Origin of the sequence: Parasulfitobacter algicola (assembly GCF_013315265.1) — a bacterium.
Classification (GTDB): domain Bacteria; phylum Pseudomonadota; class Alphaproteobacteria; order Rhodobacterales; family Rhodobacteraceae; genus Parasulfitobacter; species Parasulfitobacter algicola.
The window spans coordinates 107,617-130,008 of record NZ_JABUFE010000009.1; the positions used below are offsets into that span (position 1 = coordinate 107,617).

Below are 22,392 nucleotides of genomic sequence, written 5' to 3' on the forward strand. Positions count from 1 at the left end.
AGATACGCCACGAAACGCCACTATTGTTACTATCAGTATGGGTTTAGGTTGGCACAAGCTGACTTAATCAGTAATTTATGAGTCTGGACATAAGGAAAGCAGGGACCACCATGAACATGGAGACATCTGCCGTAATGGCGCCACCAGCGCCGCGGTCTCTTGAACAAATGCAACTGCCGCTTGTCATGATGCGGGATATTCTGCTGAAAACGATGTTCCGTATGAATCAGGAACATGTAACTGTCCTATCTCAGTCGATTTGTCTGCCCGTTCCGGTAACGCAGGAATTGGTGGATTTGGCACGTAATCAAAACCTGTTGCAGTCGACAGGCACGCTGCATGCCACGTCAGGCAATGAAATGGGCTATCAACTGACCGATGCTGGTAAAGCCCGTGCTTTGGATGCTTTGTCGCAATCTGAATATTTTGGGGCCATGCCCGTTCCCCTGCCCGTTTACCGCGAACAGGTTAAACGTCAATCGATCCGAAATATCCAGATCACGCGCGATCAATTAACCGGTGCGATGGGTCACCTGATTCTACCGGATGAGCTTCTTGACCATTTGGGACCAGCGGTCAGTGCAGGTCGTTCGATCCTGATGTATGGCCCACCCGGTAACGGTAAGTCTTCGATTTCAAACGGTATTCGCGACGCGCTTGGCGATAAAATCTACATCCCACGCGCCATTGAATACTCGGGCCAGGTCATCACTGTTTATGACCCCATCGTCCACTCCGCCGCCGAAGCACAGGTTGATGATCCCAATTCACTGCGGCGTACGGGCAACCGATTTGACACACGTTATGTGCGTTGCGAACGCCCAACCGTGATCACGGGTGGTGAACTTTCACTGTCGATGCTGGATCTGGTCTATAACCCAACGGCGCGAACCTATCAGGCCCCGTTGCAGCTGAAATCCACCGGCGGTGTCTTTATCGTAGATGACCTTGGTCGTCAGGCCGAACCGCCACAGGCACTGGTTAACCGGTGGATTGTTCCGCTGGAAGAAAACAAAGATATTCTTTCTCTACAATCGGGTGAAAAATTCGAAGTGCCGTTTGACACACTCGTTATCTTCTCGACCAACTTCCATCCGAATGAGATCTTCGATAAAGCGGCGCTGCGTCGTATCTTCTTTAAGATCAAAATCGACGGGCCAGAACAGGAAGATTTCCTGAAAATCTTTGCCATGGTTGCAAAGAAACGGGATATGCCACTGAACGAAGAATCGCTAGTTCACCTGCTCAAGGTCAAATACCCGACCATCAACAATATCTATGCGAACTATCAGCCAATCTTTCTGATCGACCAGATGATTTCGATCTGCGAATTCGAAGGGATACCCTATCAAATGTCCCCCGACCTCATTGATCGCGCATGGGCCAACATGTTTGTTAAAGACGAAACCATCGTTCGCTGATGCAAATCGGCATTGCGGGTTGCGGAAGAATGGGTGCGCCAATGTTGCGCGCCCTTTTTTCATCTGACTTTCCAGCACGTGGCTTTGATATTCGTCCGCGCTCTGACTTTGGCGACCTTCCTGTCATGGATGATCCGCTTGGTTTTGCAGATGGATTGACCCATCTGATCACGGTTGTCCGGGATCAACAGGAAACTGATAACCTTTTGTTCGATCAGCAAAAAATAATCGAAATTGCAGTAGATCTAAAATATCTGATCATCAGTTCGACGCTATCCCCGCGCTATGTCACAGATCTGCGCGACCGTGTTCCAAGCCACATCCACCTGATTGATGCCCCCATGTCCGGCGCAGAAATCGCGGCGCAAGAATGCCGTCTGTCTTTCATGCTGGGCGGTGAGATTGAGCACCTTGAAACCCTTCAGCCCATTTTTGATGCGATGGGCAAAACCTTTCACCACATGGGCGCATATGGTGCTGGAATGCAGGCCAAAGTTCTGAATAATTTGCTCGCAGCTGCCTCAACCGCAATGACCCGTCAGGTTCTGGACTGGGCCGGTCAGGCTGGCCTGGATCAACGGAAATTCCTGGACCTTGTCGATGCGTCGTCGGGTCAAAACTGGCTAGCTTCGGGTTTTGAGACCATCGAATTTGCCAAAGACGGTTATGCCCCGGATAATACCATCGGCATTCTAGTCAAAGATATTCAGGCCGCTTTAGACGCCCTACCGGGCACAGCAGACACCGCATTGCCCCAAGCAATTCAGACAGCCATTCGGCAACTGAAGCCGCTTGAAAAAAATTAGATTTAATACCAAGCACTTCATGTTAAATCACGTCGCAGCACCATTCCGTATTTTTCATCCTGATCGAAACCAATACGCCTGTAAAATCCAGAAGAATTTCGTTTTTGTCCGGTTAACAGCATGATTTTATAGGTCCCGGCATCCCATGCGGCTTGTATCACATGGTGCATCACAGCGCGACCAATCCCATGGCTTTGGTATGCTTTAAGGGTTGCCACATTTTCGACCAGGCAATATGGGCTTCCGTTATATGTCATATTGGGCAACACATGTAATGTCGCCATTCCAATAACTGTGCCATCAACTTCAGCACCAAAGATATGCGTGCCCTCGAAAGACAGAACTCTCTGAAATCGATCCCGCCTATCATCGCCCCGTACTGCGGGTTTCGCACCGACCAACTCATCATAAAGTTGAAGCGCATCATCGAAATCATGTGCTGTCAATTTACGGATAAACACAGTTTGGTTCAGGGTCATCGTCGTATTTGCCTTTGATCAGTTTCGCAAAGTTCGACACTGTAAGTTCCAGACTTTTGTACAAAATATTTGTACAAAACCCATGTACAAAATATACAAAACTGCGCACGGTGGGGCGATGGCTGACCTTTTTGATGCATCTTCGCAGGTACCAGATACCACACCGCGCCCGCTTGCAGATCGCTTGCGCCCGCAATCTTTGGATCAGGTGATCGGGCAAGATCATGTGCTTGGTCCGGACGGACCCTTGGGCACGATGCTGACCTCTAGCACCTTGTCTTCATTGATCCTTTGGGGTCCACCAGGTGTTGGGAAAACCACAATTGCCCGGCTTTTGGCTGATCAAACTAACATGCATTTCATACAGATCAGCGCGATTTTCACCGGTGTGCCAGACCTACGCAAAGTTTTTGATGCTGCCAAACTGCGGCGCACGCAAAACCGGCAAACCCTTCTTTTTGTTGATGAAATTCATCGCTTTAACAAAGCGCAACAAGATGGATTTCTGCCCCATATGGAAGACGGAACTATCCTACTAGTCGGCGCCACAACCGAAAACCCATCCTTTGAACTGAACGCGGCGGTGCTTAGTCGTGCACAGGTTATGGTATTGAAAAGGTTGGAACTTTCTGATCTAGAAAGGCTTGCACAACGTGCCGAAAAAGAGCTTCAGAAGCCCCTGCCCCTGACTGGCGAGGCCCGCGAGGCATTGCTTGGCATGGCCGATGGCGATGGCCGCGCATTGCTGAATTTGGTCGAACAAATTATAGGATGGAAAACGGATGCTAAACTTGACACCGACGCCCTGACCACACGCCTGATGCGCCGTGCTGCGCAGTACGACAAATCAGGTGACGCGCATTATAACCTCATATCAGCATTACATAAATCTGTCCGCGGATCAGATCCCGACGCTGCATTATATTGGCTGGCGCGCATGCTGGATGGCGGCGAAGACCCCCGTTATCTGGCCCGTCGGATCACCCGAATGGCGGTCGAAGACATCGGTTTGGCCGATCCCCAGGCACAGCCTATTTGTCTGCAAGCCTGGGAAACCTATGAGCGGTTGGGCAGCCCCGAAGGCGAATTGGCATTGGGTCAGGCTGTTGCTTATCTCGCACTTGCGCCCAAGTCGAATGCTGGCTATGTCGCCTTTAAAGCCGCGATGAAGGCCGCCAAAAAGACCGGGTCAAACCCGCCTCCTAAACATATCCTGAACGCACCCACATCATTGATGAAAGATCAGGGATACGGGAACGGGTATGATTATGATCATGACGCGGAAGACGGGTTTTCCGGTCAAAACTATTTTCCAGACGGCATGAAAAGACCCGTTTATTATCAACCTGTTGAACGTGGGTTTGAACGGGAACTAAAGCGCCGACTGGACTATTTTGTCAAACTGCGAGCCAAGCGTCAGAGTTGACAAGCGTCTCAGGACACGAAACAGACGCGATCATGTTTATAACTGTTCTTCAAGTCGCAGCAGGCGGCGCAATCGGGGCGACTGGCAGATACCTGACCGGGGCGCTGATGATTCGTATCTTGGGGCCAGGGTTTCCATGGACCACCATGGTGGTGAATATATTGGGCAGCTTTCTGATGGGTGCTTTCATCATTTATGCCGCTGAACGCAGCGCGACTCACCTGAATCCCTTTATCATGACGGGCGTTTTGGGTGGCTTTACGACATTTTCTGCCTTTTCACTGGATGCCGTGACCCTGTTTGAACGCGGGCAAATGACGGCGGCAGCTGGCTATGTCATTGGATCCGTTGTGCTGTCCCTGGCTGCACTTTTCGCAGGAATGGCTGCGGCCAAAGGAATATTCGCATGAGTGCTGTACAGACATTGACGGTCACCGATGATGAAAGCGATCAGCGTGTTGATCGCTGGTTGCGTCGTAAGTTTCCCCATCTGGCCCAAGCGCGGATCGAAAAGATGTGCCGCAAGGGTGAATTGCGGGTAGACGGAGGTCGCGTTAAATCCTCGACCCGCGTAATGGCAGGCCAATCCGTGCGGGTGCCACCGCTGCCAAAACCGGGTCAGGTATCGTCGCAGCCCAAATCAACGCTGACGGACGCGGACGTAAAGATGATACAGTCCTGCGTGATCTATCGCGATGATCATATCATTGCGCTGAACAAGCCACCAGGGCTTCCAACGCAAGGCGGCAGCAAGCAAACCCGCCATATCGATGGCATGGCTGAGGCCCTGAAATTCGGGTTTGAAGACAAGCCACGGCTTGTGCACAGATTGGACAAGGATACATCTGGCGTTCTGGTTCTGGCGCGCACACGGCAGGCTGCCAGTGCCCTGACCGAAGGATTCCGCCACCGCGATACGCGCAAGATTTATTGGGCCATCGTCGGCGGTGTGCCCAGCCCACAGATGGGCACGATCAAATACGGCCTGGTCAAAGCGCCAGGTCATGGAAAACAGGGTGAAGGTGAAAAAATGCTTTGCATTCATCCCGCGAAAGTGGACGAGACACCCGATGCCAAACGGGCAACCACCGATTATGCTGTTCTAAGCACCCTTGCCAGACGGGCGGCATGGGTCGCACTGGTTCCGATTACCGGGCGAACCCACCAATTACGCGCCCATATGGCCGAGCTGGGACACCCGATCATAGGTGACGGTAAGTATGGTGGATCGGGTCAGGAAAACATGGGCGATGGCTGGGGCGCACAATTGGGCGGAGATATATCGCGCAAGCTGCATTTGCATGCCAGATCCATCAGCCTGGAACACCCTTTTACCAAGGCGAAACTATCGCTTACTGCTCCTTTACCAGACCACATGGTCCATACGTGGGACACATTCGGTTGGAGTCCGTCAGACGTGCCCACAGACCCTTTTGAGGATATGATGTGAGCCCAGACCTTCGCCTGATCATATTTGATGTTGATGGAACGCTGGTCGACAGTCAAAATGATATCGTATCTTCGATGAAAGCCGCGTTTGAAAGCGTTGATATAGCTGTACCAGATCGTAGTCAGATTTTATCAATCGTTGGCTTGTCGCTGCCTGTTGCGATTGCACAATTATCGCCTCAAACGAATGACGCAACGCAGGCCGAAATTGTTGCTGCCTACAAAAATGCTTATGCAGAACAGCGGGCAGAAAATGACATAGCAGTGACATCGCCATTCTATCCGGGTGCGCGCGATATGCTGCATCAACTGAATGCAAAGGCCAATATTTTAATGGGCATCGCAACCGGAAAGTCGCGTCGTGGTCTGGACGCATTATTAACGGGCCATGGTCTGAATGGTATTTTCGTTACGGAACAAGTGGCCGATTTTCACCCCTCAAAACCACATCCATCCATGATTGAAGCGGCCTTGTCAGAAACTGGTTTAGCGCCTGATCAGGCCGTTATGGTTGGCGATACCAGCTTTGATATGGAAATGGGTCGCAATGCAGGCATACGCACGATTGGTGTCAGCTGGGGTTATCATTCACGCGATAATCTTGGCCACGCAGGTGCAGATCTGATCATCGACCGGTATGATGCATTGCCTGACGCGCTGGACCACATCTGGGAAAAATAAACGTGAGCGAATGGAAACAAAAGCGGTTTTGGACTGATGCAAGCCATGACGAACGCCCCGATGGATTTGCAATTTTGCTGGACGATCGTGAGATCAAGACACCCGCAAAAGCGACCCTAATTGTACCGACACAGGCATTGGCCCAAGCTATTGCTGCAGAATGGGACGCGCAGAAAGACATTATCAACCCCGCCCATATGCCCAACACACGGTCCGCGAATGCCGCCATTGATAAGGTTCAAACGCAACAGACCGAAGTTGCAAACATGATCGCAGCTTACGGCGAAACCGATTTGCTGTGTTATCGTGCAGATGGTCCAGATGCATTGATTGTACGACAGAATGATGCATGGAACCCCCTGCTGAACTGGGCAGTTGATCGCTTTGACGCACGGCTGCAGCCGCATACTGGTGTCATGTTTGCCCCACAAAATGAAAAAGCCTTGCGGCAGCTTTCCAAAGAAGTTCACAGATGCGATGCTTTTCAACTGACGGCCTTGCACGATCTGGTCAGTCTTACGGGGTCACTGATTATCGGGTTGGCAGCCACCCAAAACGACCACAGCGCGGCAATGCTTTGGGCCAGTTCAAGAATCGATGAAGATTGGCAAAGTGAACAATGGGGCTTGGATGACGAAGCCGTAAAGGAAACGGAAATAAAGCGTGAGGCCTTTCTTCACGCCTATGAATTCTACCGATTAGCTGAAATTACAGCCTAAAATAGAGATATCACATCACAAGTAGCTTAACCTCAAGTCATTTGATATAAAGTTATGCATCAAATACTCGCATCGGCCTTGACGACAGTCATGGAATTTGCCCAAGTTACGTCACCGAGGGGGCTCGCCCCTTCAAAGGATCACGTCCAGACCTAAAGTCTGGCATGAAACGCTCTGAACAGGGGCGAAAATCAGGAAGAGGTAAACATGAAAAAATCCATTTTGCTTGGCACGCTGACAGCCGCTGGCCTTGTTGCTGGTGCTGCCACTGCTGGCACGCTTGACGACGTTAAAGCCCGTGGTACGCTTAACTGCGGTGTTGTAACTGGTCTGGCCGGTTTTGGTGCACCAGACACAAACGGTGAATGGCAAGGTTTTGACGTCAGTCTTTGTCGCGCTGTTGCTGCGGCTATTTTTGGCGACCCAACTGCGGTTACTTTTGTACCAACAACAGGTAAGACCCGTTTCACAGCCCTTGCGTCCGGCGAAATTGATATGCTGGCACGTAACACGACTTGGACATTCTCGCGCGATGTTGACCTAAAGTTCGAATTCGTAGGCGTGAACTATTACGATGGTCAGGGCTTTATGGTTCCCAAAGCACTGGGCGTGTCATCTGCAAAAGAACTGGACGGTGCGACAGTCTGTATTCAGACCGGTACAACAACCGAACTGAACCTTGCTGATTTCTTCCGTGCGAATAACATCAGCTATGAGCCGGTGCCAATCGAAACCAATGCCGAAGCACAACAGCAGTATCTTGCAGGTGCATGTGACGTTTATACAACGGATGCATCAGGTCTTGCGGCAACACGTGCCACATTCGAAGCCCCTGGCGATCATGTTCTATTGCCTGAGATCATTTCGAAAGAGCCACTGGGCCCACTGGTTCGCCACGGCGATGCAGAATGGGGTGACGTTGTGCGCTGGACGTTGAACGCACTGATCACTGCAGAAGAACTGGGCGTGACATCTGCCAACGTGGCTGATCTGTCAGCTGGTACAGAAAACCCTGAAGTAAACCGTCTTTTGGGCACAGAAGGCAACTTGGGTGAGATGATCGGTCTTGAACCTGACTGGGCCAAGAAAGCGATCATGGCTGGCGGCAACTATGGCGAAGTGTTTGAAAAGAACATTGGTGAAAACACACCAATTGGCCTTGCACGCGGTCTGAACGCACAATGGACCGAAGGTGGTCTGATCTACTCACCACCTTTCCGGTAAATTAATCTGGAAAAGGGCGCAGGGAAACCTTGCGCCCTTTTGCTATCAAAAGACAAATACCAGGCAATCAGAGCAGAAAAATCTGCCATAAAGCCAGGAAGCTTTCAGGGATGTCATAATGACAACTACGACCGACCCCCAACCGGCGTCGTTCCGCCTGTCGATGCTATTGAACGACACGCGTTACCGATCATATACGTTTCAATTCATTGCATTGATTGTGCTGATTTTGTTCATGTCATCACTGGGCATGAATCTTGTCACCAACTTGGCTGAACAAGGTGTCCCATTTTCGTTTGATTATTTGGGCAGCCCTGCTGGATATGACATTAACCAACGCCCCATTGATTATAATAACCAAGATACACATCTGCGCGCATCAATCGTGGGCGTGATGAATACGTTGATCGTTGCCGTTCTGGGCTGCGTCACCGCAACATTTCTTGGCGTGATAGCAGGGGTTTTGCGGTTGTCGAATAATTGGCTGATCGCAAAGCTGATGGCCGTTTATGTCGAAGCATTTCGCAATGTCCCGGTATTAATCTGGATTTTGGTTATCTTCTTTATCATGACCGCTGCTCTGCCTTCGCCCAGTGCATTCCGCGGCGATGATCCCGCGTCTTCCATGTTATTTAACTCAATCGCTTTCACCAACCGCGGCGTTTACATCCCATGGGTTCAGTTTGAAAATGGCTTTGACAGTATTCTGGTCGTACCGCCTGTTTTTGCTGACACATACAGCATCAGCTTTTTAGGGTTGTTCAATATCAATATGTCGCTCTGGCTGGTGATCATTACGCTTTTGTGCGGTATCTATATGGCCGTAAAAGTGGCTGGCTTTATTCAACAAAACTATGGCCGCGCTTTTGCTCTTTTACCCGGATTTGTACGCCTTGCGGTGTATCTTGCAGTGGCCTTAGGGCCTGCGATCATTGTTTATGCAATTCTTCTAAGCGCAAATGGGGCTGAATCTGAAAGATCTTTGCGGTTTTCGCTCAGCATCAATTTCGTTGTCATGCTGGTCGTCTTTTTGCTTAGCCTTTATGTTTCACGGCTGATCCGTGACTGGGCGATTGCCAAACAACAGATCACTGGCGATCTGCCCGCAACTTGGCACATGCGCATCGCAGTCATCATTCTGCCCACAGCTTTGACGCTGTTTTGGCTTGGCGCATATCTGGATTATCCAGCGTTACGCGGATTCAATTTTTCGGGTGGGCTTACAATTCGCGGATCTCTGATTGCATTATGGTTGGCACTGGCCGTTTATACCGGTGCCTTCATCGCAGAAAACGTGCGTGCCGGTATTCAGGCGATCAGCCAAGGTCAGACAGAGGCCGCCGGGTCACTGGGGCTGCGCCCCAACCGCATCATGAACCTGGTTGTTCTGCCACAGGCTTTACGGGTCATCATTCCGCCGCTGATTTCGCAATATCTGAACCTGACGAAAAACTCATCCCTCGCGATTGCGGTGGGTTATATGGATGTCACCGGTACGCTTGGCGGGATCACGTTGAACCAAACGGGTAAAGCGATCGAATCCGTTTTGCTGCTGATGATCTTTTATCTGACGATCAGCCTCAGTATTTCGCTGTTCATGAATATCTATAACAATTCAGTCAAACTGAAGGAGCGGTAAGATGTCCGGTACTCATGCACATACTGCTGCTTTCGTGCGCACCAGTGAAATTCCGCCATCCCTTCCGCCCCAAAATGAGGGTGGCGTTGGCAGATGGATGCGCGAGAACCTGTTTTCAGGGCCAATCAATTCAATTCTGACCCTGATCGCATTGTTTTTCGTAATACGTCTGCTGATCTTTGTTGTGCCATGGATCTATAGTGGCGTTTGGACAGCTGACAGCCTAAGCGGTTGTCGCGCAGTTCTTGAGGGCGCGCGCGGTGCTTGCTTTTCAGTTCTGACAGACCGTTGGCACCAGCTTTTGTTTGGATCAGCTTATCCACACGACGCGACTTTTCTTAGCTTTATGACAGGGGTACCCGTCGAAGATCTAAGATTTACGAGCGGTGTGCGCGAAAATACCAACTTCTTCCAAGAGTTCTTTTTTGGATATTGGCGTCCTGTTTTAGCTTTCATCCTGCTTTTTGTGGCGATTGCACCAATCCTGTATCAAGATCTGCCACGCAAAATGATGATCTTCACCGGGCTTTATCCATTTGTCGCATTTTGGTTTGTTTGGGGTGGATCGATCTGGTTGCCCATAACGCTTTTGATCGGCTTGGGTTTGGCATACATGCTTTACAGCAACCTTGCGAAACAGTCTTTCTTTATGGGCGTTTTGGCATTTCTTGGTGTGGTAATCATTTTATTCCTGAATCCGATTACCATGGTTTTTGGATTACTTGATTTTCTACGCGATTTAATAGCAGCCATGGGCTGGGAACGTGGCGACAACAGCATGATGCTGGCCGACCGTTTTCAAGGCGCAGCATCCATCTTCCCACTAAACGCCCACGTCGTCGAATTTCTATCAAGCATTATACCGATAGAGCTTCAATCCGTCGCAAGTCGCGACATTGGTGGGTTCATGTTGAACATGATCCTTGGCACGGTGTGTGTGTCGCTGTCCTTACCTCTTGGCATCGCATTGGCACTTGGCCGGCAATCCAACCTGCCCGTTATCAAATGGGTTTGCGTTGTTTTCATTGAATTCATCCGCGGCGTACCACTAATCACATTGCTGTTCGTCGCGAATGTCGTGCTGGCCTATTTTCTGCCACCTGGCACTAACTTCGACCTGATTTTAAGGGTGATCATCATGATCACACTTTTCGCAGCGGCCTATATTGCAGAAGTCATCAGGGGTGGTCTGGCAGCATTACCGCGTGGGCAGTATGAAGCTGCTGATAGTCTTGGTCTGGATTATGCCCAATCCATGCGTCTGATCATTCTGCCGCAAGCGTTGAAAATCTCAATTCCAGGCATCGTCAACGTCGCTGTTGGATTGTTCAAAGACACCACACTGGTTTCGATCATTTCAATGTACGATCTGATCGGTCTGATCCGTGGACCTGTTTTGGCATCCACTGATTGGAACGGCGTCTATTGGGAACTATTCAGCTTTGCCGCCTTACTGTTCTTCGTCATCTGCTATGGCATTTCGCAATACTCACAATGGCTGGAGCGTAAGCTTCAAACTGGCCACCGCTAGGAAAGGGTGATCCCCATGAACCAACCCGCACAAATGACCATCTCAAACGAGGTCGCAATCGAAATTGATACCATGAACAAGTGGTACGGCACCTTCCATGTGCTGCGCGATATTGACCTGACGGTTTACCGCGGCGAACGTATCGTGATTTGCGGCCCTTCCGGGTCTGGTAAATCCACTTTGATCCGCTGCATCAACGCGCTGGAAGAACATCAGGCTGGGCGCATTACTGTCGATGGAACTGTACTGTCATCAGATCTGAAAAATATCGATAAGATCCGGTCCGAAGTCGGTATGGTGTTTCAGCATTTCAATCTGTTCCCCCATCTGACCATTTTGGAAAACTGCACATTGGCCCCGATCTGGGTGCGCAAAACCCCCAGAAAAGAGGCTGAAGAAACGGCCATGCACTTTCTGGAAAAGGTGAAAATTCCCGAGCAGGCGGATAAATATCCAGGACAACTGTCCGGTGGGCAGCAGCAACGCGTCGCCATTGCCCGGTCTTTGTGTATGCGCCCACGCATCATGCTGTTCGACGAACCCACATCCGCGCTGGACCCCGAGATGATTTCGGAAGTGCTGGACACGATGATCGAACTGGCCGAAGAAGGCATGACAATGCTTTGCGTGACCCACGAAATGGGGTTTGCGCGCAAAGTGGCCAACCGCGTGATCTTTATGGATGCAGGTCAGATTGTTGAACAAAATGAGCCGGAAGAGTTCTTTAACAATCCAAAGTCAGACCGCACCAAATTGTTCCTAAGCCAAATTCTGGGTCACTGACACTCGTTGCACTCTATCCGAGCGCTTATCGTGAAGAGTGCAGCAAGGACCGATGAAAGGTTAAAGCAAATCGCGCGGGCCGACGAAGTCTTGCGCGATTGCTTTTCCCCAAGACACATCCGACCAGCTGGCAATGTCGAAATCAGCGATCAGGGTGGCACATGTCGGATAGGTGAAAAACCTGTCATCATTCGGTGGATCTGACACAAGACTTTCAGCAAATTCAGCAACGCCAGGATTGTGGCCAAGCATCAAAACACAGTATTCTGTCGCCTGTCTTAAAGCCTTTAGCATCTGATCGCGATCAGCATGATAAAGCATCCGCGTGAATTGGACCGGCGCTTTGAATGCAAGATATTCCCAGGTATCCTGCGTACGCTGCGCAGACGATGATATGGCTTGGTCAGGGTTATAGGACTGTTTTCGCAACCAATCCCCAATCGCTTTGGCAGATCGTATTCCGCGATTGTTCAATGGCCGATCATGGTCAGTCAGACCGGGCGTGCCCCAATCAGACTTGGCATGGCGGATCAGGATCAACCGCTTCATTTGCGTTGAAACGGCAACGACAAGCTCCACCCCAGTTTTGAGGGACGATCATCCTGCCATTCAAGCCCGATTTCCATATCCTCATGTCCGTCGCGCGGGTTTTGCGAATATGTTTGAAACAGCCTATCCCACCAGCTAAGGGCAAAGCCATAATTGCTATCATGTTCATCCCGTGTGACCGAATGATGGATGCGGTGCATATCAGGTGTTACCACAAAAAGCCGCAATATACGATCCAGACCAAGCGGCAATTTTAAGTTCGCATGATTAAACATAGCCGATCCGTTCAACAAAATTTCAAAAATCAGGATCGCTAAAGCCGCAGGCCCAAGCAGATAGACAAGGCCAATTTTCAATAGCATAGAAAAGGCGATTTCGACCGGATGAAACCGAATAGCCGTTGTCACATCCATATCACGATCAGCATGATGAACACGGTGAATACGCCAAAGGATCGGAATTTTGTGACTGACAACATGCTGCGCCCAGATTGCAAAATCGAAGATCAGAATTGTCAGTACAATCTCAAGCGCGAATGGTAACGATATTTGGTTAAACAGCCCCCAACCCAATCGTTCTGCGTCTATAGACGCACCTATCGCCAATAATGGTAAAATGACTGCGATCAAGCGCAGTGTTAGGGTGTCAAGAATAACGATAGACCAGTTAGTAAACCAGCGACTTGTGCGGGTTTGGCGCCTTTTCCGTCTTGGCAAAATCGCCTCTAGCATCGCGATCAGGGCAAACAGCCCCACAAAAATGCCTAAACGGATAAATGCTTCATTTTCCATCATACAAAGCTATCTCAAACTTTGCTTATCGCAAGAGACCATAAGAAGATGTGAACAGAGTTTTCGCTAATCAGGAATTCTAAAGTACATTTCAGGCTAAAAACGCATGAACTGCGGCTTCGAACTCGCGTGGCTTTTCAGCATGTAACCAATGCCCTACATTCGGAATTTTCGCAAATTTTGCCTTTGGGAATAAGGGTTTGATAATCTCGCGGTGATCTGTCTTGACGTAGTCGGACAATGCGCCGGACAAAAACAGAGTTGATTTGGTAAAGACTGACGAAATCTTAGGAAATGATAGGATTTTATCCATTTCTTTGTCTAAAACATCCAAATTTAATCGCCATTCGCGGTTTTGAACGTCAAGGCTTTGCAGCAAAAACGCCCTGACGCCAGCATCCGGAATATCTGCTTTCAGCAAAGAATCTGCGTCTGATCTTTTTTCAACTTGTGATAACGACATGTCTCGCATCGCTTTGATAAGGGACGATTGATCATGATCATAAGTCACAGGCGCGATATCCGCTATGATCAGTCTGTTGACCAAATCAGCATATCGCAAGGCTAAGACCATAGCCGTTTTACCCCCCATTGAGTGTCCCAAAACATCTGCAGGCCCATCAAAGCCACGCAGTACGGCCATCAGATCATCCGCCATGTCATTGTACGACTGGCTTTCGTACCATGGGCTGAACCCATGATTGCGCATATCTACGGTGATCACCTGCCGATTCTCAGACAAGCGTTTGGCAATAACACCCCAATTGCGCGCCGAGCCAAACAGCCCATGTGCGATTAACAAAGGGGGAAGTTCGGTTTGTGCGCCAGTTATAATCGTATTTAGCATAAAAACCGCTGTATCAGCCTTGCGCATGAACGCAAGCCCTTGAGGCCAAGCTTCGTTTGCGCTTTAGCTCATATTATGGATCTGCAGCGTATTCAAAAAGATATTCAAAAAGTGTCCACGTTGATGGAGCAAAAACTAAGTTTGCGAGGTAAAACGCTTGGGCAAAAAGCCAAACGTGCCAAGCGTTTTTTGCCCAGATACCTTATCAAAAACGCTGAGTATTTAGACAGTGTTTTAAAGCTGACTGAAAATCCAAAACTCATTCCGATGATTGATCAAGTCCGTGTTGATCGAGCTATCAAAGGTCTGACCCGCTATCTGAATACAATTGATGAAAAAAAGCGCCGAAGAACGGCGCTTTTGAATGCATTTTCGATAGCAGGACTGAATATTTTGCTCGTCGGCGTTGCCTTGGCCGTTTTTCTATATTGGCAAGGCTATCTTTAATCCAAGCGGTCAAAGCCCTTGATAAATTGGGAACTGCCCACAAAGTTGCAAAACCTTAGCCTTTACCACAGCTTCAACGTCGGCATTGCCATCCACCCCATTTGCCGCCAAACCATCGACAACTTCGACAATAAGATCAGCAATCTGGCGGAATTCAGGTTCACCAAAACCGCGTGTTGTACCTGCAGGCGATCCAAGACGAATACCGGATGTGACCATCGGTTTTTCCGGATCAAAAGGGATACCGTTTTTGTTGCATGTGATATGAGCGCGGCCCAAGGCCTCTTCGGTTGCATTGCCCTTTACGCCCTTGGGGCGCAAATCGACCAGCATCACATGGCTATCTGTACCGCCCGTCACAATGTCCAAGCCACCTTTGATAAGCTGATCAGCCAGGGCTTGTGCATTCTTGATCACCTGCGCCTGATAGGTCTTGAATTCAGGGCGCAGCGCTTCGCCGAACGCAATAGCTTTTGCTGCAATTACATGCATCAAAGGCCCGCCTTGAATTCCGGGAAAGATGGCCGAGTTAAACTTTTTAGCCAACGCTTCATCGTTAGTCAGGATCATCCCACCTCGGGGACCGCGCAGGGTTTTATGCGTCGTCGTCGTCGCGACATGGGCGTGCGGGAAGGGCGACGGATACAGACCCGCCGCCACAAGACCCGCGAAATGCGCCATGTCTACCAGCAGATAGGCGCCCACGCTATCGGCAATTTCGCGGAACTTCGCGAAGTCCAGTTGGCGCGGAATGGCAGACCCGCCAGCAATGATCATCTTGGGCTGATGTTCGGTGGCCAATGCCTGGATTTGATCGTAATCCACGTGGTTGTCGTCGTGACGCACGCCGTATTGTATCGCATTGAACCACTTGCCGGACTGGTTCGGCTTGGCCCCGTGGGTCAGGTGGCCACCTGCATCCAGGCTCATCCCCAAGATCGTGTCGCCGGGTTGCAAAAGGGCGGTGAAAACCCCCTGGTTCGCCTGGCTGCCGGAATTTGGCTGTACATTCGCAAAGCCGCAGTCAAACAGCTGACACGCCCGCTCAATCGCCAGATTTTCCGCGATATCGACATACTGGCAGCCGCCATAGTACCGGCGCCCCGGATAGCCCTCGGCGTATTTGTTCGTCATCACGCCGCCTTGCGCTTCCATGACAGCGGCGGATACGATGTTTTCGCTGGCGATCAGCTCAATCTCGTCACGTTGGCGACCAAGTTCAGACTGAATGGCGGCATGGATATCAGGATCACGCGTTTCAAGCGTTTCAGTGAAAAATCCGTCATCGCGATGGGGGGCATTCATGGGCCAGCTCCTGCTTGCAAAGGAAATTTGCGTCTGATGTAGCTTATGTAACAGCTACGCAAAAGCCCTGATCGCATCCTTTGTACTTTTGGTGAACCAATCTGCGATCACATAGGCCCCTTGTGTTTCCGATTGGCACAGGCGATGTCTTTAGGAAATAAGGATCTTTTGCGATGTCACAGCCGCCGAAAATACATTTTGCAGCCAGCCAAACTGAAATCGCTGAAACCGCCAGACATGTGTTGTCAGGGCGGTATGGCGATGTTCCGGCTGATAATGCAGATATCATTGTCGCATTGGGTGGTGATGGCTTTATGTTACAAACACTGCACAACACGCAGCATTTACCCGCCCCAGTTTACGGTATGAACCGCGGTACAATTGGCTTTTTGATGAATGAGTACAGTGAAAATGATCTGATTGACCGTTTGGCTGACACACAACAAGAGGTCATAAATCCCCTATCAATGCACGCCGAAACTGCAGACGGTAAGATGCACGAAGGTTTGGCGATCAATGAAGTGTCATTACTGCGCGCGGGCCCACAAGCGGCAAAACTGCGCATCACAGTTGATGGCCGTGTCAGAATGGATGAGTTGGTCTGCGACGGCGCTCTGCTGTCCACACCTGCTGGATCAACAGCCTATAATTATTCCGCCCACGGCCCGATCTTACCGATCGGATCAGATGTTTTGGCCCTGACAGCCATGTCAGCCTTTCGTCCGCGCAGATGGCGCGGCGCGCTGTTACCAAAAACAGCCGAGGTGCGTTTTGACGTGATCGAAGCTGAAAAACGGCCCGTCATGGCAGATGCAGACAGCCGATCTGTTAAAAACGTAATATCAGTGAAAATCCGCAGTGAACCCGCAATCGAACATCGCATTTTATTCGATCCAGGCCACGGGCTTGAAGAACGTCTGATACAAGAACAGTTCGTCTAATTGTTCGCATATCCAAGCGACTGTAATGCGGCTTTTATTTCATCCAAAATGGCTGGGTCATCGATTGTAGCAGGTGCCTTGAAAGCCTTATTATCTGCAATCTTTACCATAGTTCCGCGCAGGATTTTCCCAGATCGCGTTTTCGGCAAACGATTGACAACAACAGCAAGTTTGAACGCAGCTACAGGTCCGATTTTTTCACGAACCAGTTTGATCACTTCGGCCACAACATCCGCATGATCACGGTGCACACCAGAATTTAGGCACAAAAACCCAAGCGGCAACTGACCTTTCAGCGCATCTGTCACGCCAATTACGGCGCATTCTGCCACGTCTGGATGGGCCGCCAAGACCTCCTCCATCGCGCCGGTGCTTAGTCTGTGACCTGCCACATTGATCACATCATCCGTACGCGCCATGATGTAAAGATAACCATCTTCATCAACCAAACCTGCGTCGCCAGTTTCATAAAATCCCGGAAACTGCTGTAGATAACTGGATTTAAACCGATCCTCGGCATTCCAAAGTGTGGGTAACGTTCCGGGGGGCAAGGGCAGTTTTATTGCAATCGCACCCAGTTTTCCCGCTGGCAAGGGATGCCCCCCTTCATCCAGTATTTGCACATCATAACCGGGCATTGGCACGGCAGGCGATCCGATTTTAACAGGTAATTTTTCAATACCCATCGGATTGGCCGCAATGGCATAGCCTGTTTCGGTCTGCCACCAGTGGTCAATTACGGGTACGTTCAGTTGTGATTGTGCCCATTCAATCGTGTCCGGATCAGCCCGTTCACCTGCCAGAAAAAGGCTTTTCAGACTGGACAGGTCGTATTTTTCAACCTCTTCCCCCTTGGGATCTTCCCGCTTGATCGCGCGGAATGCCGTGGGGGCAGTGAACAGGCATTTAATTTTATACTCTTCGATCATACGCCAAAAAGTACCTGCATCCGGTGTACCAACAGGTTTACCTTCGAAGACGACTGTGGTGTTGCCATGGATCAGAGGTGCATAGCAAATATAACTGTGACCAACGACCCAGCCCACATCGCTGGCGGCCCAAAAAATATCCCCCGAATCGACATCATAGATATTTTTCATCGTCCAGTTCAGCGCCACCAAATGGCCACCCGTCGCGCGCACAACACCCTTGGGCTGGCCCGTCGTTCCGGAGGTATATAGAATATAGGCCGGGTGATTGCCTTCAACCGGAACACAGTCTGCGGGCGCGACACCATATTGAAATTCGTGCCAATCTTCATCGCGACCCTCTTCCAGTTTCGCAACTTCTTGTTCACGTTGCAAAATCACACAGAATTCAGGTTGCTGGGCTGCCAAACCCAATGCATTGTCAAGAAGCGGTTTGTAATGAACAACGCGCCCCGGCTCGATCCCGCAAGATGCGGCTATGATACATTTGGGTTGTGCGTCATCAATCCGCACCGCCAATTCGTTGGATGCGAACCCGCCAAAAACAACCGAATGTATTGCGCCCAATCGCGCGCAGGCCAGCATTGCTTCAATGGTCTCGGGCACCATTGGCATATAAATTAAAACACGGTCGCCTTTTTCCACACCCTTATTCCGCAGCGCCCCGGCCAGCGATGCAACGCGCGTCTGTAAATCGGCATAAGATATCTTTTGCTTGGTCTGCGTTATGGGGCTGTCATAGATAATAGCTGTCTGATCCCCCCTGCCCGCTTTGACATGACGATCAACGGCATTCCAACAGGTGTTGGTCTTGCCATCCACAAACCATTCATAAAGCGGGGCTTTTTCGTCAAACAAAGCCTTGGATGGCTTTTCAAACCAATCAACATTTTCTGCAATTTTCATCCAGAATGCGTCGGGATTATCCTGCCAACTTTTGTAAAGCGCCTTGTATGTCATGTCTGTACTCCGTCCAGAACAGCATTAAGACCTTTGCAACAAGATCAAGCAAGACTTTGGGCTAGTCTTCGTCTAAATCCATATATTTTTGCAGCATCATGATCTGTACCCAAAGGAAAACAAACATGACCACCGGGAAAATAAAGGTTTCAATCGTGACCCAAGTGCTTTCGGACATATTGCGCCAAATAATCTCGTTCGCAATGGCAAGACTTGCAAATAGTATTGTCAGACGCTTAGTCAGGATCATCCAGCCTTCATGCTGCATTGGCATCGCTTCTGATAAAACATAGGCTAAGTAGCTTTTCTTTTGCAAAAGTCCGATGCCAAGAATGACTGTGAAAAAGCCATAAACAAGCGTTGTTTTCATCTTGAAAAAGCGTGGATCATTGAACCATGCAGTAAGTGCCCCAAACAAAATCACCATCACTGCTGTGAATATTTGCATACGTGACAGTTTGCCTGTCAGAAACCAAAGCGCTGCAATTGACGCCAGAAGGATTGGAACAAAGATGATCGTGGCAAAGATAAAACCAGTATATTCGATGTCACCAATTGTAAAAACATCATCCTGAATACGGATATATAGAATAAAAAACAGAATGGGGGGACCAAGTTCGAGGGCCATCTTCAAAAGAGGATTGATCGCCTTTTCAGTGTTTTCCTGTTTATTTTCATCCATGAATACGCGGCCCTGTAAATATCGTGTACTTAATATAACCACTGCAATTCAAGGCAGTAAGGTGCTGCATTAAATAAGGCAGAACCGCGTACGGTTCTGCCATTTATTATATGAATTAATCTTCGGAAGCGTCTTCCGGTTTGACCTCTTCACCTGTTTGCTGATCGACAACCTTCATCGACAAACGCACTTTGCCACGATCGTCAAACCCAAGCAATTTCACCTTAACTTCCTGACCTTCTTTCAGAACATCAGACGGATGATTCAGGCGACGATTTTCGATCTGACTGACATGAACAAGACCATCACGTTTGCCAAAAAAGTTCACGAATGCACCGAAATCAACGATCTTAACGACTTTACCGGTGTAAACTTGGCCTTCTTCTGGCTCAGCAACGATCGAATAGATCATGTCATACGCTTTTTGAATCGACTCAGCATTTGGCGATGCAATCTTGATTACGCCATCATCGTTGATATCGACTTTTGCGCCGCTTGTTTCAACAATTTCACGAATGACTTTACCACCAGATCCGATCACTTCGCGGATTTTATCGGTTGGGACAGTCATCGTTTCAATGCGTGGTGCATGAACCGAAAAATCGCTGGCTTCTGTCAAAGACTTGCTCATCTCTTCCAGAATATGCAAACGACCCTCTTTGGCTTGCTCTAACGCTTTTGCCATGATTTCGGGCGTAATTCCGGCCACTTTGATATCCATCTGGAGCGATGTGATACCGTTTTCTGTGCCAGCCACTTTGAAATCCATATCGCCCAGATGATCTTCATCACCCAGAATGTCGGTCAGAATGGCGTATGAGTTATCATCTTCCAGGATCAGGCCCATCGCAACACCAGCCACCGGTGCTTTCAATGGAACACCCGCATCCATCATCGACAAAGAGCCACCACAAACAGATGCCATTGAAGACGAGCCGTTTGATTCAGTGATCTCGGATACGACACGGATAGTATAAGGGAAATCCGTAGCCGCAGGCAGGACAGCCTGAAGGGCGCGCCATGCCAGTTTGCCATGGCCAACTTCACGGCGCCCGGGGGGGCCTACGCGACCAACTTCACCAACCGAATAGGGTGGAAAGTTATAATGCAACATAAAATTGCTGCGCGATGTGCCGTGCAGTGCATCAATGATTTGTTCATCATCACCGGTACCCAAAGTCGTAACAACAAGGCCCTGGGTTTCTCCACGCGTAAACAATGCCGATCCATGCGTACGAGGCAAAAGACCCGTTTCACATACAATCGGGCGAACCGTTGAAGTATCACGGCCGTCGATGCGTTTGCCAGTTTTCACAATATCGCCGCGCAAAATACTGGCTTCGAGTTTTTTGAAAGCGGGCCATAGGTTTTCGTCGGCCATTTCTTCTTCGGAAAGCTGTTCTTTGACCGCGTCGATTGCGGACTCAATTGCAGCACTGCGGGCTTGCTTGTCTTGAATTGCAAAAGCTTCACGCATTTGCTTTTCGCCCAGTTCTTTAACTCGGTCAGCCAAAGCAGAAAAATCAGGAGGCGTGAAGTTAAACGGCTCTTTCGCGGTTTCTTCGGCCAGATCAATAATTAGATCGATGACAGGCTGGATTTGTTGATGTGCAAAATTTACGGCACCCAACATTTCGTCTTCTGTCAGCTCATAGGCTTCAGATTCCACCATCATCACGGCATCTTTTGTACCTGCGACAATCAGATCAAGACGTTGTTCAGGATTGTGACGTAGGTGATCCATGTCATCCACTGATGGGTTCAATACATATTCGCCATCAACAAATCCAACGCGTGCACCTGCAATCGGGCCCATGAATGGCGCGCCAGATATGGTCAATGCAGCGGATGCGGCGATCATGGCGACGATATCCGCGTCATTGACAAGATCATGTGACAAGACTGTACACATGACCAGAACTTCGTTTTTAAAACCGTCCACAAATAAGGGGCGGATGGGTCTATCAATCAAACGGGCCGTCAGCGTTTCTTTTTCGCTAGGACGCGCTTCGCGCTTGAAAAATCCGCCTGGAACTTTACCGGCGGCATAATATTTTTCCTGATAGTGTACGGTCAGCGGAAAGAAATCCTGACCTGCTTTTTTCTCTTTCGCAAATGTCACGTTCGCCATGACACTGGTTTCACCAAGCGTTGCGATGACTGTTCCATCAGCTTGGCGGGCAACTTTGCCCGTTTCTAGTGTGAGGGTTTCGTCGCCCCACTCAATCGTTTTTTTCGTTACGTTAAACATCACGTTTCCTATGTGTGGCCCTAAATCCAAGGCCGTTGCGTAGGGGTCGGATACCCCTGACCCGTCTTTTCATCCTGTGCAAAGGAATGGGTCCGGTTCCTTGCACCATCGGATAAACGAAAACCGCGCCACATGGGCGCGGTTTCAAACTTAGCGGCGAAGACCGAGGCGCTTGATCAGATCCTGATAACGGGCCTCATCCTTGCCTTTTACATAATCCAGTAATTTGCGACGTTGCGCGACAAGTTTCAAAAGACCACGACGCGAGTGATTATCTTTCTTGTGGGTTTTGAAATGTTCAGTCAGCGTAGCAATGCGCGACGATAAAATAGCAACCTGAACTTCTGGCGAACCTGTGTCGCCGTCTTTGGTTGCGTATTCCTTCATCACACGTGCTTTTTCTTCAACAGTAATCGACATCGGGGACTCCTTTTAATTGGATGTGAATGGCGCAAGCCGGGATGTCGTCCAGCAGAGCCCATGGAGAAGAATCCGCTTTTACAGCAGATGCGCGCGTATAGGAGAATTAGAT

The 22,392-nt window shown here is 49.7% G+C and carries 22 protein-coding genes; 13 read left to right on the plus strand and 9 right to left on the minus strand.

The genetic code is table 11. The features are described from left to right. Positions 1-110: 110 nt before the first annotated feature. Together HRQ87_RS14500 and HRQ87_RS14505 are read left to right on the plus strand one after the other, a co-directional pair. Entirely contained in the window at positions 111-1,421 is a 1,311-nt protein-coding gene (locus HRQ87_RS14500) for a P-loop NTPase family protein (RefSeq protein ID WP_174139161.1), read from the plus strand. Beyond that, positions 1,421-2,227 carry an NAD(P)-dependent oxidoreductase gene (locus HRQ87_RS14505; protein ID WP_174139162.1) on the plus strand — a complete coding sequence of 269 codons (807 nt, stop codon included), beginning with the start codon at positions 1,421-1,423 and terminating at the stop codon, positions 2,225-2,227. Before HRQ87_RS14500 ends, HRQ87_RS14505 begins: the two co-directional genes overlap by 1 nt. Positions 2,228-2,244: 17 nt before the next feature. Here HRQ87_RS14505 and HRQ87_RS14510 read toward each other — a convergent pair whose 3' ends face one another. Continuing rightward, entirely contained in the window at positions 2,245-2,706 is a 462-nt protein-coding gene (locus HRQ87_RS14510) for a GNAT family N-acetyltransferase (protein ID WP_174139163.1), read from the minus strand. Positions 2,707-2,824: 118 nt separating this feature from the next. On the opposite strand from HRQ87_RS14510, the gene HRQ87_RS14515 reads away from it, so the two are divergent. From HRQ87_RS14515 to HRQ87_RS14555, 9 genes are all read left to right on the plus strand, one after another. Next, positions 2,825-4,132: a replication-associated recombination protein A gene (locus HRQ87_RS14515; RefSeq protein ID WP_174139164.1), complete on the plus strand. Its 1,308-nt coding sequence runs from the start codon at positions 2,825-2,827 to the stop codon at positions 4,130-4,132. Between the two features lie 32 nt (positions 4,133-4,164). After that, positions 4,165-4,542 carry a fluoride efflux transporter CrcB gene (gene crcB, locus HRQ87_RS14520; RefSeq protein ID WP_174139165.1) on the plus strand — a complete coding sequence of 126 codons (378 nt, stop codon included), beginning with the start codon at positions 4,165-4,167 and terminating at the stop codon, positions 4,540-4,542. Further along, a complete protein-coding gene (locus tag HRQ87_RS14525; RefSeq protein WP_174139166.1) occupies positions 4,539-5,582 on the plus strand; it encodes an RluA family pseudouridine synthase in 1,044 nt (347 codons plus the stop codon). Before crcB ends, HRQ87_RS14525 begins: the two co-directional genes overlap by 4 nt. Continuing rightward, positions 5,579-6,262, plus strand: a complete 684-nt coding sequence (locus HRQ87_RS14530; RefSeq protein ID WP_174139167.1) for an HAD-IA family hydrolase — start codon at positions 5,579-5,581, stop codon at positions 6,260-6,262. The genes HRQ87_RS14525 and HRQ87_RS14530 overlap by 4 nt, the downstream gene beginning before the upstream one ends. Positions 6,263-6,264: 2 nt before the next feature. After that, a complete protein-coding gene (locus tag HRQ87_RS14535; protein WP_174139168.1) occupies positions 6,265-6,981 on the plus strand; it encodes an ATP12 family protein in 717 nt (238 codons plus the stop codon). 207 nt (positions 6,982-7,188) lie between these two features. Continuing rightward, entirely contained in the window at positions 7,189-8,205 is a 1,017-nt protein-coding gene (locus tag HRQ87_RS14540; protein WP_174139169.1) for an amino acid ABC transporter substrate-binding protein, read from the plus strand. A 118-nt stretch (positions 8,206-8,323) separates the two neighbouring features. Continuing rightward, positions 8,324-9,844, plus strand: a complete 1,521-nt coding sequence (locus HRQ87_RS14545; protein ID WP_174139170.1) for an amino acid ABC transporter permease — start codon at positions 8,324-8,326, stop codon at positions 9,842-9,844. 1 nt (position 9,845) lies between these two features. After that, the gene (locus HRQ87_RS20290; protein ID WP_246252296.1) at positions 9,846-11,375 is read left to right on the plus strand and encodes an amino acid ABC transporter permease; all 1,530 of its coding nucleotides are present in this window, start codon (positions 9,846-9,848) and stop codon (positions 11,373-11,375) included. 15 nt (positions 11,376-11,390) lie between these two features. Next, the gene (locus HRQ87_RS14555) at positions 11,391-12,158 is read left to right on the plus strand and encodes an amino acid ABC transporter ATP-binding protein (protein ID WP_174139171.1); all 768 of its coding nucleotides are present in this window, start codon (positions 11,391-11,393) and stop codon (positions 12,156-12,158) included. Positions 12,159-12,218: 60 nt separating this feature from the next. On the opposite strand, the gene HRQ87_RS14560 is transcribed toward HRQ87_RS14555, so the two are convergent. The 3 genes from HRQ87_RS14560 to HRQ87_RS14570 all read right to left on the minus strand — a co-directional run bounded on the left by HRQ87_RS14560 (position 12,219) and on the right by HRQ87_RS14570 (position 14,345). Further along, positions 12,219-12,707 (minus strand): SixA phosphatase family protein, encoded by a 489-nt coding sequence (locus HRQ87_RS14560; protein WP_174139172.1) that lies wholly within the window; start codon positions 12,705-12,707, stop codon positions 12,219-12,221. Next, the gene (locus tag HRQ87_RS14565; RefSeq protein ID WP_174139222.1) at positions 12,704-13,498 is read right to left on the minus strand and encodes a sterol desaturase family protein; all 795 of its coding nucleotides are present in this window, start codon (positions 13,496-13,498) and stop codon (positions 12,704-12,706) included. The genes HRQ87_RS14560 and HRQ87_RS14565 overlap by 4 nt, the downstream gene beginning before the upstream one ends. Before the next feature lie 91 nt (positions 13,499-13,589). Beyond that, positions 13,590-14,345 (minus strand): alpha/beta fold hydrolase, encoded by a 756-nt coding sequence (locus HRQ87_RS14570; protein ID WP_174139223.1) that lies wholly within the window; start codon positions 14,343-14,345, stop codon positions 13,590-13,592. A gap of 75 nt (positions 14,346-14,420) precedes the next feature. On the opposite strand from HRQ87_RS14570, the gene HRQ87_RS14575 reads away from it, so the two are divergent. Beyond that, positions 14,421-14,792, plus strand: a complete 372-nt coding sequence (locus tag HRQ87_RS14575) for a hypothetical protein (protein ID WP_174139173.1) — start codon at positions 14,421-14,423, stop codon at positions 14,790-14,792. A gap of 9 nt (positions 14,793-14,801) precedes the next feature. Here the strand turns inward: HRQ87_RS14575 and glyA are convergent, their stop codons facing one another. After that, positions 14,802-16,097, minus strand: coding sequence for a serine hydroxymethyltransferase (gene glyA, locus HRQ87_RS14580; protein WP_174139174.1), 1,296 nt, complete (start codon positions 16,095-16,097; stop codon positions 14,802-14,804). 173 nt (positions 16,098-16,270) lie between these two features. On the opposite strand from glyA, the gene HRQ87_RS14585 reads away from it, so the two are divergent. After that, on the plus strand, positions 16,271-17,038 hold the full coding sequence (locus tag HRQ87_RS14585) for an NAD kinase (protein ID WP_174139175.1): 768 nt from the start codon (positions 16,271-16,273) through the stop codon (positions 17,036-17,038). On the opposite strand, the gene HRQ87_RS14590 is transcribed toward HRQ87_RS14585, so the two are convergent. The 4 genes from HRQ87_RS14590 to rpsO form a co-directional block, all read right to left on the minus strand. Continuing rightward, a complete protein-coding gene (locus HRQ87_RS14590) occupies positions 17,035-18,927 on the minus strand; it encodes a propionyl-CoA synthetase (protein ID WP_174139176.1) in 1,893 nt (630 codons plus the stop codon). The genes HRQ87_RS14585 and HRQ87_RS14590 overlap by 4 nt on opposite strands. A 61-nt stretch (positions 18,928-18,988) precedes the next feature. Then, the gene (locus tag HRQ87_RS14595; RefSeq protein ID WP_174139177.1) at positions 18,989-19,609 is read right to left on the minus strand and encodes an inner membrane-spanning protein YciB; all 621 of its coding nucleotides are present in this window, start codon (positions 19,607-19,609) and stop codon (positions 18,989-18,991) included. A gap of 115 nt (positions 19,610-19,724) precedes the next feature. Further along, positions 19,725-21,860 carry a polyribonucleotide nucleotidyltransferase gene (gene pnp, locus HRQ87_RS14600; protein WP_174139178.1) on the minus strand — a complete coding sequence of 712 codons (2,136 nt, stop codon included), beginning with the start codon at positions 21,858-21,860 and terminating at the stop codon, positions 19,725-19,727. Positions 21,861-22,010: 150 nt separating this feature from the next. Beyond that, positions 22,011-22,280 (minus strand): 30S ribosomal protein S15, encoded by a 270-nt coding sequence (rpsO, locus tag HRQ87_RS14605; RefSeq protein WP_174139179.1) that lies wholly within the window; start codon positions 22,278-22,280, stop codon positions 22,011-22,013. Positions 22,281-22,392: the final 112 nt, after the last annotated feature.

Bases quoted from the DNA above. Each gene is read 5' to 3' on its own strand.
- HRQ87_RS14500 (WP_174139161.1), top strand. From the start codon at position 111: ATGAACATGGAGACATCTGCCGTAATGGCGCCACCAGCGCCGCGGTCT.
- HRQ87_RS14505 (WP_174139162.1), top strand. From the start codon at position 1,421: ATGCAAATCGGCATTGCGGGTTGCGGAAGAATGGGTGCGCCAATGTTG.
- pnp (WP_174139178.1), bottom strand. From the start codon at position 21,860: ATGTTTAACGTAACGAAAAAAACGATTGAGTGGGGCGACGAAACCCTC.
- HRQ87_RS14515 (WP_174139164.1), top strand. From the start codon at position 2,825: ATGGCTGACCTTTTTGATGCATCTTCGCAGGTACCAGATACCACACCG.
- rpsO (WP_174139179.1), bottom strand. From the start codon at position 22,280: ATGTCGATTACTGTTGAAGAAAAAGCACGTGTGATGAAGGAATACGCA.
- crcB (WP_174139165.1), top strand. From the start codon at position 4,165: ATGTTTATAACTGTTCTTCAAGTCGCAGCAGGCGGCGCAATCGGGGCG.
- HRQ87_RS14575 (WP_174139173.1), top strand. From the start codon at position 14,421: ATGGATCTGCAGCGTATTCAAAAAGATATTCAAAAAGTGTCCACGTTG.
- HRQ87_RS14585 (WP_174139175.1), top strand. From the start codon at position 16,271: ATGTCACAGCCGCCGAAAATACATTTTGCAGCCAGCCAAACTGAAATC.
- HRQ87_RS14540 (WP_174139169.1), top strand. From the start codon at position 7,189: ATGAAAAAATCCATTTTGCTTGGCACGCTGACAGCCGCTGGCCTTGTT.
- HRQ87_RS14595 (WP_174139177.1), bottom strand. From the start codon at position 19,609: ATGGATGAAAATAAACAGGAAAACACTGAAAAGGCGATCAATCCTCTT.
- HRQ87_RS14570 (WP_174139223.1), bottom strand. From the start codon at position 14,345: ATGCTAAATACGATTATAACTGGCGCACAAACCGAACTTCCCCCTTTG.
- HRQ87_RS14560 (WP_174139172.1), bottom strand. From the start codon at position 12,707: ATGAAGCGGTTGATCCTGATCCGCCATGCCAAGTCTGATTGGGGCACG.
- HRQ87_RS14590 (WP_174139176.1), bottom strand. From the start codon at position 18,927: ATGACATACAAGGCGCTTTACAAAAGTTGGCAGGATAATCCCGACGCA.
- HRQ87_RS14555 (WP_174139171.1), top strand. From the start codon at position 11,391: ATGAACCAACCCGCACAAATGACCATCTCAAACGAGGTCGCAATCGAA.
- HRQ87_RS14510 (WP_174139163.1), bottom strand. From the start codon at position 2,706: ATGACCCTGAACCAAACTGTGTTTATCCGTAAATTGACAGCACATGAT.
- HRQ87_RS14525 (WP_174139166.1), top strand. From the start codon at position 4,539: ATGAGTGCTGTACAGACATTGACGGTCACCGATGATGAAAGCGATCAG.
- HRQ87_RS14565 (WP_174139222.1), bottom strand. From the start codon at position 13,498: ATGGAAAATGAAGCATTTATCCGTTTAGGCATTTTTGTGGGGCTGTTT.
- HRQ87_RS14545 (WP_174139170.1), top strand. From the start codon at position 8,324: ATGACAACTACGACCGACCCCCAACCGGCGTCGTTCCGCCTGTCGATG.
- glyA (WP_174139174.1), bottom strand. From the start codon at position 16,097: ATGAATGCCCCCCATCGCGATGACGGATTTTTCACTGAAACGCTTGAA.
- HRQ87_RS20290 (WP_246252296.1), top strand. From the start codon at position 9,846: ATGTCCGGTACTCATGCACATACTGCTGCTTTCGTGCGCACCAGTGAA.